General features: G+C 47.1%; 13 protein-coding genes. 5 read left to right on the plus strand and 8 right to left on the minus strand.

Annotation, left to right across the window (positions count from 1 at the left end; all coding sequences use genetic code 11):
• Window positions 1-94 precede the first annotated feature (94 nt).
• From fghA to ACJJI4_RS17385, 3 genes are all read right to left on the minus strand, one after another.
• The gene (fghA, locus tag ACJJI4_RS17375; protein ID WP_444892043.1) at window positions 95-952 is read right to left on the minus strand and encodes an S-formylglutathione hydrolase; all 858 of its coding nucleotides are present in this window, start codon (window positions 950-952) and stop codon (window positions 95-97) included.
• 14 nt (window positions 953-966) lie between these two features.
• Entirely contained in the window at window positions 967-2,100 is a 1,134-nt protein-coding gene (locus ACJJI4_RS17380; RefSeq protein ID WP_444896077.1) for an S-(hydroxymethyl)glutathione dehydrogenase/class III alcohol dehydrogenase, read from the minus strand.
• A 174-nt stretch (window positions 2,101-2,274) separates the two neighbouring features.
• Entirely contained in the window at window positions 2,275-3,288 is a 1,014-nt protein-coding gene (locus tag ACJJI4_RS17385; protein ID WP_444918204.1) for an AraC family transcriptional regulator, read from the minus strand.
• Window positions 3,289-3,521: 233 nt separating this feature from the next.
• On the opposite strand from ACJJI4_RS17385, the gene ACJJI4_RS17390 reads away from it, so the two are divergent.
• Window positions 3,522-3,764, plus strand: a complete 243-nt coding sequence (locus tag ACJJI4_RS17390) for a DUF6868 family protein (RefSeq protein ID WP_444911533.1) — start codon at window positions 3,522-3,524, stop codon at window positions 3,762-3,764.
• Between the two features lie 145 nt (window positions 3,765-3,909).
• On the opposite strand, the gene ACJJI4_RS17395 is transcribed toward ACJJI4_RS17390, so the two are convergent.
• From ACJJI4_RS17395 to ACJJI4_RS17405, 3 genes are all read right to left on the minus strand, one after another.
• Window positions 3,910-4,485, minus strand: a complete 576-nt coding sequence (locus ACJJI4_RS17395; protein WP_282931227.1) for a PhnA domain-containing protein — start codon at window positions 4,483-4,485, stop codon at window positions 3,910-3,912.
• A gap of 272 nt (window positions 4,486-4,757) precedes the next feature.
• Window positions 4,758-5,174: a CBS domain-containing protein gene (locus tag ACJJI4_RS17400; protein WP_108734525.1), complete on the minus strand. Its 417-nt coding sequence runs from the start codon at window positions 5,172-5,174 to the stop codon at window positions 4,758-4,760.
• 74 nt (window positions 5,175-5,248) lie between these two features.
• Window positions 5,249-5,677, minus strand: a complete 429-nt coding sequence (locus ACJJI4_RS17405; protein ID WP_282931225.1) for an Hsp20/alpha crystallin family protein — start codon at window positions 5,675-5,677, stop codon at window positions 5,249-5,251.
• A 315-nt stretch (window positions 5,678-5,992) separates the two neighbouring features.
• Between ACJJI4_RS17405 and ACJJI4_RS17410 the strand changes: the two genes are divergently transcribed.
• Window positions 5,993-6,430 carry a host attachment protein gene (locus ACJJI4_RS17410; RefSeq protein WP_282931224.1) on the plus strand — a complete coding sequence of 146 codons (438 nt, stop codon included), beginning with the start codon at window positions 5,993-5,995 and terminating at the stop codon, window positions 6,428-6,430.
• Between the two features lie 52 nt (window positions 6,431-6,482).
• Here ACJJI4_RS17410 and yihG read toward each other — a convergent pair whose 3' ends face one another.
• Entirely contained in the window at window positions 6,483-7,385 is a 903-nt protein-coding gene (gene yihG / locus ACJJI4_RS17415) for a 1-acylglycerol-3-phosphate O-acyltransferase, YihG family (RefSeq protein WP_444918205.1), read from the minus strand.
• Window positions 7,386-7,955: 570 nt separating this feature from the next.
• On the opposite strand from yihG, the gene ACJJI4_RS17420 reads away from it, so the two are divergent.
• The 3 genes from ACJJI4_RS17420 to ACJJI4_RS17430 all read left to right on the plus strand — a co-directional run bounded on the left by ACJJI4_RS17420 (window position 7,956) and on the right by ACJJI4_RS17430 (window position 9,940).
• Window positions 7,956-8,624, plus strand: a complete 669-nt coding sequence (locus ACJJI4_RS17420) for a hypothetical protein (RefSeq protein WP_413663348.1) — start codon at window positions 7,956-7,958, stop codon at window positions 8,622-8,624.
• 134 nt (window positions 8,625-8,758) lie between these two features.
• Window positions 8,759-9,364 carry a cytochrome b gene (locus ACJJI4_RS17425; protein WP_444925934.1) on the plus strand — a complete coding sequence of 202 codons (606 nt, stop codon included), beginning with the start codon at window positions 8,759-8,761 and terminating at the stop codon, window positions 9,362-9,364.
• 12 nt (window positions 9,365-9,376) lie between these two features.
• Window positions 9,377-9,940 carry a YceI family protein gene (locus ACJJI4_RS17430; protein ID WP_282931220.1) on the plus strand — a complete coding sequence of 188 codons (564 nt, stop codon included), beginning with the start codon at window positions 9,377-9,379 and terminating at the stop codon, window positions 9,938-9,940.
• 50 nt (window positions 9,941-9,990) lie between these two features.
• Here the strand turns inward: ACJJI4_RS17430 and ACJJI4_RS17435 are convergent, their stop codons facing one another.
• Window positions 9,991-11,385 (minus strand): cytosine permease, encoded by a 1,395-nt coding sequence (locus ACJJI4_RS17435; protein WP_444925935.1) that lies wholly within the window; start codon window positions 11,383-11,385, stop codon window positions 9,991-9,993.
• Window positions 11,386-11,725 lie beyond the last annotated feature (340 nt).

Below are 11,725 nucleotides of genomic sequence, written 5' to 3' on the forward strand. Positions count from 1 at the left end.
CTTTATACATAGCAACTTGCCAGGGCGCAAAGCCCTTTGCCCAAACAGCCCCTCAACTGAGGGGCTAACTTCACTAGTCCGTAATTTATCCAGCCTAATATATATGTCTGCTCAACAATGAGTCTGCATGGAACCTTAAGTGCTCCTCAATAAATGAAGCGATGAAATAGTAACTGTGATCGTAGCCTGCATGGTGCTCTATCCGAAGAGGATAATCACTGGCTTCGGCAGCTGTTTGCAGGGAATGTGGTCTCAGCTGCTCCTCAAGAAACTCATCCTGTTCTCCCTGAGAAACCAAAATCGGCGTTTTCTCTACAGCGCGCCCCATTAGCACTGTTGCGTCATATGGCTCCCAGCTCTTGGGATCAGCTCCCAAGTAAGTTCCCAGCGCCTTTTCTCCCCAAGGGCAAGCAATAGGATTACAAATTGGACTAAAAGCAGAAATTGATTGATATCGCTTGGGGTTTCGCAGACCGATGACCAGGGCACCGTGCCCGCCCATAGAATGTCCGCAAATCCCGCGTCGATCATTGGTGGGGAAATGAAGTTCTACCAGGCTTGGAAGTTCATCCACGATGTAGTCATACATTTGATAATGCTGCTTCCAGGGTTCTTGAGTCGCATTTACATAAAAACCAGCCCCCTGCCCCAGATCATAACCCGGGTCATCCGCCACATCGTCTCCTCTGGGGCTCGTATCGGGTATCACTAAGATAATCCCTAACTCTGCAGCGACTCTCTGAGCACCAGCCTTTTGACTGAAGTTTTCATCCGTGCACGTCAAGCCCGATAGCCAATAAACAACAGGATATTTCCTCTGTGTATTCCCCTCTGCATCCTGTGGTAAAAAAATGGAGAAGACCATAGAACAGTTGAGCGTGCTGGATTTATGTCGGTAACGCTGCTGCAAACCGTCAAAAGATTTAGTACTGCCAACCAATTCAATCGACATTTTAAGTGTTCCTATCAAGCCTGCTGGAAATGAATAACACTGCGAATACTTTTACCTTCGTGCATTAAATCGAAGGCATCATTTATTTGCTCAAGGGGCATTGAGTGAGTAATAAAGTCATTCAATTTAAATTCTCCAGCCAGGTAACGCTCTACGAAAGAAGGCAATTCAGAGCGCCCCTTTACACCGCCGAATGCTGATCCCTTCCAAACCCGCCCTGTAACCAACTGGAATGGGCGTGTACTGATTTCCTGTCCCGCACCTGCCACTCCAATAATAATGGATTCCCCCCATCCTTTGTGGCAAGACTCCAAGGCAGCTCTCATCAGGTTAACATTACCCACACACTCAAAAGAATAATCCACTCCGCCATCGGTAAGCTCTACGATAACCTCTTGGATAGGCTTATCGTAAGCCTTGGGGTTAATACACTCAGTGGCCCCCAGTTTCTTCGCCAGCGCAAATTTGTCCTCATTAATATCGACACCAATAATTCGTGAGGCGCCAGCCATCTTGGCTCCGATCACTGCGGATAAACCAATTCCACCCAAACCAAAAATTGCCACACAGGAACCCGGCTCAACCTTGGCTGTATTGGTAACGGCTCCCATTCCCGTAGTAACACCACAGCCCAGCAAACAAACCTCATTTGAGGGGGCTTCGGGATTAATTTTGGCCACAGATATCTCAGGAAGGACTGTGTACTCAGAAAAAGTAGAGCATCCCATATAATGGAAAATGGGTTTCCCATTCACCGAAAAACGTGTCGAACCGTCAGGCATTAATCCTTTGCCCTGGGTGCTCCTGATTTTTTGGCACAAATTAGTCTTTCCAGAGAGACAAAACTTACATTCGCCACATTCAGGGGTATACAAAGGAATTACATGATCCCCGACAGAGACACTGGTCACCCCCTCACCAACGGATTCAACAACACCCGCACCTTCGTGACCGAGGATTGCCGGGAATACCCCTTCAGGATCATCTCCTGACAAAGTGAACGCATCTGTGTGACAAACGCCGGTGGCGTGTAATTTCACGCGAACTTCACCCCGTTGGGGAGGCATAACATCGACATCCTCAATAACCAAACGCTCCCCAGGCCCCCAAGCTACAGCTGCTTTACAACGGATTGTCTCTGCACTCATTTTCAATTCTGCCTTTCATCATTCGTTCCAGTGGCGCCCAGCATAGTCCCCTAAGATTATTGGTGCAAAGCCAAGCGCCGCTGCTGAAGTAAAATCAGGAAAAATCTAAAAGCTCACCCTTATAGTAATAATTGGTAGCGCTGAACAATTATTCAAAATAATTCCTTTAATTGATTAACAATTAATAGCTTGTCGCTTCCTCCACTGCAGTGGGGAGCTTCCATGAATGGCTCGAAATGCTTTTGAGAAAGCACTGATATCGGTGTAGCCCAAACTTGCTGATAGTAATCCCACATCAATACTTGAGGCCCGTAGATGCCAGCGAGCAGTCTTCATTCGCGCCCCCTGTACCAACTGCTTAAAGGAGGTTCCCGCTTCATTTAAACGGCGCTGAAGCGTTCTCATTGGCATACCGAGTAAGCGAGAAATTTGCTCCAGGGAGTGCTGCTGGGCCCCGAGAGTTTGAAGGATTAAGACTTGAACCTGTCGGCTGATATCACCCTTGTGCTCTGCCAATAAGCACTTGGAAAACTCCTCAAAATATCTCATAAGACCGCTGCTGGGTTTAGCGAGGGGATAGTTCATCAATGATCCATCAAAAACCAAGCGATCTCGATCTTGCTCAAAACTAGCCTCAATGCCAAAAAAATTTTGGTAACTACTCAGCGAAGATTGGGGCTTATGCCGAAATGAAACAGAGCGGGGAGATACTTTAGAGCCAACCATCTCCTGTATCAGGCGATAGGCGGCGCCTACTGAAAGTTCAGTATACTGTTGCGCGGGAATTGCGTCGGGGAAGTGATTAACTCTCTCTGCAATCAAGCAGTCATCGGTTTGGTAAATTTTCCAGTGGTCCGCCTGGTTGTGTAACACCATATACCGATGAGTTACTGTCAAAGCACTGGATAGATTCTCACTTTCCAGTATCAGCTTACCAAGGACGCCCAGCATACGCAGCCCTTGCTTCCCCGCCAATCGCAAGCCAAAGTCACTACAGGACAAGTCCCGTGAACACAAATTAAGGAGGTCTACCAGCGTTGCAATGGGGATCAAGATATTTGGACGACGTGTACAATCCGCAGGAAGCCCCACTTGCGCTAAAAAATCTGATGACTGACCACCGAGCTGTGGCACCAATAGATTAAACCCAGCCAGCGCACCACTGCGAATTTCATAGATAGGCTTCATGTTTTATAGCTACCATATTGCCAACCTCTCATTTGCACTATCACACAGTGTCTAGGAATAATGAGCATCGGACAATAGCTATATCATATAACATAGCTCTTCAACTAACTGGGACTACCCCTATCCACAAACGCAACTTATTTGAAGGCTAGTGCCTGACTATTGTGGCACTTTCCACTATCTACTCATAAAACTATCGGTTTATACGAGAAAGAACTGCAAGGAAATTTCACATGGAAACTGAAAATCTAACACTATTTTTAGGCTGGGCTTCGATTATAAACATATTGATACTACTGCTATCAACTATTGGACTTGTCTGCCTGAGGAAGTCGATCACCAGGATTCACGCACGAATATTTGAGCTTAATGAACAAGATTTAGGCCGTGCATATTTTCAATATCTAGCACAATACAAAATTGCTATTATCGTCTTCAATATTACACCGTATTTTGCTCTAAAAATTATCAGTTAATCGATAAAAGCGGAAATATTTTGCAAAAAAATAAGAAAGGTAAACTATACCTTTCTTATTTTCATAATTAAGACGGACAGGGGAGTATTTCGGGTCCGCCGGCAGATACCCTTTTCAGAAAATGAAGTTATTTCTGAAATATTTATCAGCCACTCTTTTTCACAAACTTTGTCAGAATAACAATTCTCTGACCCTCGACCCGTCCTTCGATATGCTCAGGATTATCGCTTAAGCTGATACCGCGAACTGCCGTTCCCCGTTTTGCAACCAAACTGCTTCCTTTTACATCCAAGTCTTTGATAATAACTACATTATCTCCAGCTTGTAACTGGGCACCATTACTATCCCGATGAATCACCAACTCACCAGCCTCTGGTATTGCCCCGGCCTCTGCCCAGGCCAGCAAATCGCCATCCAAATACAACATGTCAAACAAGTCTTGGGCCCAGGTCTCGCCAGATAAGCGCTTTAGAATACGCCATGCCAACACTTGAATTGCCGGCTCGGTACTCCACATAGACTCCGACAAACACTGCCAGTGCGCACTTTCCAGCTGTGCAGGATTTTCCAGCTGGTCCCTACAGGTTTGACACAATAATACTGCCGCATCTGGATAGCCCTCTGACTGGGGTACGTCATAAACCGCCAAGCCATTTTCTGCTTTACAGAGCTCGCACTGATTTCCACTGCGTTGTGCCAACTGCTCCTGAGTCACAGCCATAAGTAACCTCAAAAAAAGTAGGGATTATACGACTGATTCTTCCTTCACGCCTCCCAAATAATCACATTTAACGGACATCGGGGTCGACCGTGAACATGATCAAGCTCAGACAGGAAGTAAATAAGACTATCAACAGCCCAGTAGTAGATGGAGCCATTAGGTTGCCGAGGGATTCACAGGCTTCGGACAAGACACTCTAGAGCACTCAAACTTCCAACAGCCGCCAATATAGATTGACGACTGTAAAGAGCATTATGCGTTAAGTCCCACACTCAGTGGTGCGAGGAGACCGCTGCTGCGAACTGCCCACCCTGCTTGCTGGCGATGGCACTGGTAATATCCCCTAAACTGAGAATACCGACCATACGCTTTTCACTATTGAGTACCGGCATTCGCCGTAACAACTGTTGCTCCATTTTGTGGACAGCAGACAGCAGATCATCCTCTTCCCAGCACCATTCAATCCCCTCTGTCATAACATCTCGGGCGGACAAAGAGCTGAGATTACCCCCCTGAACCACACCGCGACATACAATATCTCTATCAGTCACTATTCCTACAAGCCTGTCATTTTCTCCGATCGGCACTGCACCAATATCTTCATCTCGTAAAATTTTTGCCAACTCCTGTAATGGAGTATCCGGGGTGCACCAGGTAGCCCCCTCATGCATTGCGTGTTTAACTTTCATAGGTACCTCAAAGCTCTTTAGACAAATGCCAAAGAGAGTGACGGGTAAAACCCATCACCCTTACCCCCTATAGATCAGTGCACTTCAATCCGCTTTCTTTGCGGGGGATGCCCCTCATGTTTTGGTACCGTGAGCGTGAGAATCCCATCTTTGAAATTTGCATCAATCTCACTTTCGCGAACATCTTCACCAAGATTGAAACTTCGCAAGAACTTGCCGTAACGCCGCTCCTGACGAAGCACGCGGCCATCCTTCTTCTCCTTAACCTCGCGGTGCACCTCAGCTTCAAGGGTCAAAACCCCATTTTCTAGGGTTACACTGATATCGTCCTTACCCACTCCCGGCAGCTCAGCGCTAATTTCATACATATTCTTGCGCTCACTCACATCAATACGCGGAGAAAAAAATCCCTCGCGTTCAGATCCGATTGCACGGGTCGGTGAGAGCATTTGTTCAAACATATTATCAAGGTCCAATAGGGACCCTCTGGGAATCAGACTCATATCTACAACCTCTTTTTACGCTAAGCCGCAAAAGGCGCCAGAAAACTCAAGGGTCCGTCTTGCGCCTGTTACATCTTGAGTACAGTCTAGGAAATACTGCGACAAACGAAGGGATTAAGTGCCGATAAAAGCCATTACAAATTGAATATGAGAGCTGTCGTATATTTCTTTTGTACATATAAATATTAAAAACTTCCTTTCCAAGTGCACCTAAAGAGAATTTCCACCTCCATATCCATCAATAAGCAACCAGGGCTCGTGGCCAATATGGCTATTTACTAGGATTAAATAAGGCAGTTAAACGAGGATATGTTCATGGCCTTAGCATGGGTCCTTGTGGCTAACCAGTCCCAAGCGCGAATTTTTGAAGCCAACAAACGCGCGGGAAATCTCAATGAAATCCAGGCACTTCTCCATCCAGAATCACGGCTCTCTGGAAGAGACCAAGAGAGTGATGCGCCCGGACGCACTTTCGACAGCTATGGTCAAGGAAGGCACTCAGTAGGTAATTCTGCAGGATTACATCGCCGTGAAGGTGAGAATTTTGCCAGAGAAATTGCACATACCCTGGAGAGGGGAAGACAGGAGGGCCAGTACGAAAAACTGTATATTGTCGCAGAACCCTATATGGTTGGCAGCTTGAGGGATGCCTTGAAATCTCCAACCCGCGCAACAATAGCAGGAGAAACAGGAAAAAATCTGGTGGCTTGTGAACCCGAGGAGATCCGGGCTCAGCTCCCTATTTGGCTATAGTAACGTTCGGCCAGTAGAGAGGCTCACGAGTGAACCTCTCTACGAACCCCACTTAAGCCCTGCTTTCTGTTAAAAGTTTATCAATCAGGGCATCCTTTTCAGTCCATAACTCATTTACCCACTGATTAAACTCCACCCGAAACTCCTGATCGGTTGCGTAGTCTCTCTCAAAAAACCGGCTGGGCAACTGGACTTTCTCAATACGAACAATCACTTTCTTTAACTTACCAGAAAGGAAATCTTTAAAAGTAGGTATACCATCAGGGTAAACAATGGTGACATTCAGTAGCTGGTTCAACTGCTCACCCATACAGTGCATTGCAAAAGCAATCCCTCCGGACTTGGGCTTTAGAAGATGTTTGAAAGGCGATTGCTGTCTTTGATGCTTCTCTTTGCTAAACCTTGTTCCTTCAAGGAAGTTCATAATACTGGTGGGCATTAGTTTAAACTTTTCGCAAGATTTTTTCGTCGCTTCAAGATCCTTACCGCGCATCTCTGGATGTTTTTTCAAAAATTCTTTGCTGTAACGCTTCATAAATGGAAAGTCGAGTGCCCACCAGCACATTCCAATCACAGGAACTTTGATCAACTCTTGCTTCACAAAAAATTTCAGGAATGGAATTCTTCGATTAAAAATCGACTGCATAATAAAGATATCAACCCAGCTTTGATGGTTCGCTGTGACCAGATACCATCCATGTTGATCGAGATGCTCTATCCCCTGTACATCCACCTGGACTCTTTGGGTTAGCTTCATCCAGCCTTTATTTAGGGTTATCCACATTTCTGCCCAAGAAATAAAAAAACCCATGAAAAGTTTTTGCAGAAAGGCAAAAGGGAGAATAAACCTAAAAACTGAAAACAAGAGTATGGGGGCTGCACAAACCAATGTGCTAATGGCCAGCAACACCGAAGATATGACCAACAGTAAAAACGAGGGGAGAAAGTTAAACATCTAAAGGCTCTTTTAATTTTCCGGGCTTACAGGTCAGGCTGTCACGCCATATTCACAGGTTACCCGTTTCTTTTTTAATATCTTGAAATCCACTTATCAAAAACTAAGCGGACTCTGCTCTCATCAGTGTATTTACATAATCCGGGCTACAGGCTGCCTATCGCAATTAACATGGCTGTGTATATTTATGGCTCATGGGAAACTGCTCCACTACAATAAATTCATGCGCCGAGCGCCTAGGCTTTAGCCGCGCCAGAGGCAATATCAAACCGCTGCAACTCTGGGAGAGTAACACGCATTTCAACCCCATATTTTCTGACTGAATAGTCTGAATCTATTGGCGATACATCAGCGCAAACTGCACGGATAAAACCAGTGACAGCAGCCCGGTGAGCGGCCTCATTTTTTCAGTATGTCCTGGATATGAAAAGGCGCCATTGTACCTTTTCTATAACCATGAATTAGTAACTTTTATCTTCCCACGCCGCAAAGGCACGATAGTAACTGGAGCAGCATTGCATCCTGCTAAACTTGGGGCTCCAGGTCGTAGAATTGCGCCGGGAGAATAGAATGGGAATTACAGGTAATAAGCAACACTTCCACCGCAAGCAATGGCTCAGCGTACAGCAGGCCGTTGACCACCTGAGTGCATTGTCTGAAGAGCCACTAACCAGTGCACATCTTGCAGACCTGGCCGATGAGCAGCTTCTTAACCTGTACTGGTACCGTCCAGGCCAAAAACTGTCCTTGGAAGATCACAAGGGGACCCGTGAACTGGTAGAGCCCGTCCGGCTCTGTTACGAAAATGCCAGTGACTGGCACGCCATCGTGGATATCTTGCGGAACAATCCAGCGCTGCCCGCCTACGAACATGACACCCCGCTTCTGGAAGATGCCGACGGAAACCGGCTGCGAATCACCTTCGACTACCACCAGCGGCCAGAACCGTTTAGCAGCCGCTGGTACCCTACCTATGCGGAGTTAGTGCTCAAGCGCAACGATTTGGAACAACTGGAACCCCATCTGTTTACCAGCCAGGCGGTTGAGACCGGGTTTGAGCGTGAGACCCTACTGAATGTTATCTGGCAGCTAGAACAACTAGCCCTTGGGGATGAAGAGCACTCCACCAGCTGGCTGGCGGACCAACTGGCACAGCGCTCTTCCGCGCTTGATCGGCTATCTTGTGAGCGCATCCTTCAGGCGGCCGAGCGCGAAAGCTCTCCGGGGCGCTCGATATAGCGCGGCATTACCTACTAACACCTTTGACTCCTTTCCCATACTCATGAACTCCCCATTGGTGGTAGAGCCCAAAGGCTGTACCCTAGTGGCACTTAGCAAATCTAAGTGTGACGTACTACCAATAGGAGAGAGAAGTGCAGGCCAAAAACAGCTCCTCCAGCTACGGCTGGGTAGCCATCGTCCTCCATTGGATAATGGCCCTTGCGATCATAGGGACTTTTATTCTCGGTTGGTGGATGCGCCAGCTATCCTACTACGATCCATGGTATCAACGAGCCCCTGAAATTCACAAAGGGGTAGGCATCATCCTGCTTGTGTTTCTACTCTTCAGGCTGGCTTGGCGCTTTGCCAACCCATCTCCGGCGAGCAACCCCCAAACTCCCAACTGGCAGAAATTTGCCGCCACCGCCACTCATGGACTGATTTACCTGTTACTACTGGCAATCATGGTTTCCGGCTATCTGATTTCTACCGCCGATGGCCGCCCTATCGATGTCTTCGGCATAGTGAGCATCCCTGCAACCTTACAAGGAATTCCCAATCAGGAAGACATTGCGGGATCTATCCACGAAATCCTTGCCTGGGGCCTGATTGGACTCGTAGCAGCACATGTCTTGGCAGCCCTCAAGCACCACTTTATTGACCGTGACGGCACACTGCGCAGAATCATCGGCATCCGTGTAAAAAGTTCTACAGACAATCACTCACACGTACAAACAACACTCTCAACCACCAAATAAGGAAAAAATGACATGAAGAAGCTCTCTGTATTTCTTATTGCAGCTCTGATGGGGACTGTAGCTCAAGCAGCGGAATACAAAATCGACACCAAAGGGGCTCACGCTTTTGTGCAGTTTCGTATCAAGCACCTTGGATACAGCTGGCTATACGGCCGTTTCGATGACTTCAACGGCTCCTTCTTTTACGATGAAAAGCAGCCGGAAAAATCTTCTATCAATGTCGACATCGATGTAACCAGCCTCAATAGCAATCACGCTGAGCGCGACAAGCACCTGCGCAGCGATGACTTCCTCGACGCTGCCAAATTCCCCACTGCTACTTTTAAGAGCACTAGCTTTGAACCTTTGGAAGACGGCAAAGCCCGTCTAAATGGCGAACTGACCCTGCGCGGTATCACTAAGCCAATCACAATTGACGTTACCAATATCGGTGGCGGTAAAGACCCTTGGGGCGGCTACCGCCAGGGCTTCAGTGGAACAACTGAGTTCGAGCTGAAAGAATTCGGTATCAAATCCCTAGGCCCAGCCTCCCAGAAAGTTGAGATGATCCTGGATATCGAAGGTATCCGTATCTAACAACAAAAAAGTACGCCCCCTGAGCCCGGAAATACCTCCGGGCTCCCCCCCTAATTGCGCTGCGCAACACTCCAATAAACAATGGAAGCAGCAGCCGCAGCCAATAGCCAGTCGACACCTGCCATCAACCCTCTCGGTAAGAAAAAAGCTAGCATTGTGATGACAATACATGTCGCCAATAAAGTCAGCAGTGCTCGCGGGTTCCAGCCACAGAAATAGTAATAACGCCCATCACTACCGCTGTAATACAACTGCTCTACCTCCATCTGGCGCTTCTCTATTAAGTAGTAGTGAGATAATATGACACCGTAGGCAGGCGCCAGGAAAACCCCCATCCAGTTTACGAACGCCACTAAACCGATTTGTTTGATAACAGCGGGCCACAACGCACTAATCAGAAAGGCCAGAAACAGCGTTATCAATGCCGCCCTGCGAAACCCCAGGTACTTTGGCAGAAGATTTGAAATATCGTTAACTGGAGCCACAAAGTTCGCCACCACATTGATGCCGGCCGTTGCTGTAAAAAAAACAACCGCGGCGATCAATGACAGTTCCAGATTCCCAAGCTTCTGCACGATATTAGTGGGATTTGCCAAGTTCTGGTGGAAAACTGACTGGGCGGCGATAGTGGTGAACAGAACAATTATCGCAAAGCCAGTCATATTTATAGTGATTCCCAGCCAATTTCCCCTTCGCATAACAGACTCGTTCTTACAGAAACGAGCAAAATCTCCGTAACTTAGGATTATCGGCGCATAGAGAGCCAACATAGTACCTGTGACTTTGATGAGCTGGACCAAGCCATCGCCCCAGGATGCTATAGACCGATCAAAGAAAGTAGCAACTGCAAATGCAAACTGTCCCTCACTGCGAACCACTAGCATCCACAACAGAGCCAGCATCACCCCATAGACACATGGCGCAGCCAGGTTGATAAACCAACGGATCGTATTGATACCTTTGAAAAATAGAAGAGCCTGAAATAATGAGACAAGTACGAGTGAAGCCCAATCGATCCGGTCCATTGCCAGCCACTGCCCTCCGACAGCTTGTGGCCACCACTCTCTCAGTAACAAAGACATGGCATGGGCAGCAAACCAAGCCTGCGCACCGTACCAAAATATTGCCACACTCCCCCGAAGCAACGCAGGAACGTTAGCACCTCGGATCCCCATACTCGCCCTGGCCAATACGGGAAACGGTATACCGCATTTAACGCTCGGTTCACCGATTAAATTTAACAGGATGATAATTAAAATTGCTGCAATAGCGATCCCAGCGAGAACCAGCCAAGCATTCGTATTGGGACCGAGGAATAGGGTTGCCGCCAGGGTATAGCCAGCGAGACTTTGTGCAGCATTGGCCCAAAGGTTAAATATCGTCAGAGTGCCCCAGCGTTTTGCTGCGGGCTTCACCACCGCTAAATTTTCATTCTTTAGCTGCAAAGTGTCACCTAAGTGCATCTGATAAATAACGCGCCAAAGCATCTACTTCAAATCAGCCTTTTCAACAATGACATACAAGCCGTCAAAAGTGCCAAATTTAACGGTTAATAATATATATTCTCTTTTACAATTGAGACTTATTTTCAATAACAACAAAAGTGGTATCCATTTACCAAATTAGCAGTAATGCCGCTAGCACTGGCGTACAACTGTGAAATATATTGTGTAGCCATCGATTAAAGAAGATGCGATCGACAAAGATACAAGCAAGTATCCATTAAACTAGTGTGCAGCCGTGTATTTGGAGAACATTAACCAAGTCACAAGTAAAAGTACGAAA

Source organism: Microbulbifer maximicatervae (SeqCode), assembly GCF_052467305.1.

Bases quoted from the DNA above. Each gene is read 5' to 3' on its own strand.
- ACJJI4_RS17395 (WP_282931227.1), bottom strand. From the start codon at position 4,485: ATGGCTGTGACTCAGGAGCAGTTGGCACAACGCAGTGGAAATCAGTGC.
- fghA (WP_444892043.1), bottom strand. From the start codon at position 952: ATGTCGATTGAATTGGTTGGCAGTACTAAATCTTTTGACGGTTTGCAG.
- ACJJI4_RS17380 (WP_444896077.1), bottom strand. From the start codon at position 2,100: ATGAGTGCAGAGACAATCCGTTGTAAAGCAGCTGTAGCTTGGGGGCCT.
- ACJJI4_RS17400 (WP_108734525.1), bottom strand. From the start codon at position 5,174: ATGAAAGTTAAACACGCAATGCATGAGGGGGCTACCTGGTGCACCCCG.
- ACJJI4_RS17390 (WP_444911533.1), top strand. From the start codon at position 3,522: ATGGAAACTGAAAATCTAACACTATTTTTAGGCTGGGCTTCGATTATA.
- ACJJI4_RS17405 (WP_282931225.1), bottom strand. From the start codon at position 5,677: ATGAGTCTGATTCCCAGAGGGTCCCTATTGGACCTTGATAATATGTTT.
- ACJJI4_RS17385 (WP_444918204.1), bottom strand. From the start codon at position 3,288: ATGAAGCCTATCTATGAAATTCGCAGTGGTGCGCTGGCTGGGTTTAAT.
- ACJJI4_RS17410 (WP_282931224.1), top strand. From the start codon at position 5,993: ATGGCCTTAGCATGGGTCCTTGTGGCTAACCAGTCCCAAGCGCGAATT.
- yihG (WP_444918205.1), bottom strand. From the start codon at position 7,385: ATGTTTAACTTTCTCCCCTCGTTTTTACTGTTGGTCATATCTTCGGTG.
- ACJJI4_RS17420 (WP_413663348.1), top strand. From the start codon at position 7,956: ATGGGAATTACAGGTAATAAGCAACACTTCCACCGCAAGCAATGGCTC.
- ACJJI4_RS17430 (WP_282931220.1), top strand. From the start codon at position 9,377: ATGAAGAAGCTCTCTGTATTTCTTATTGCAGCTCTGATGGGGACTGTA.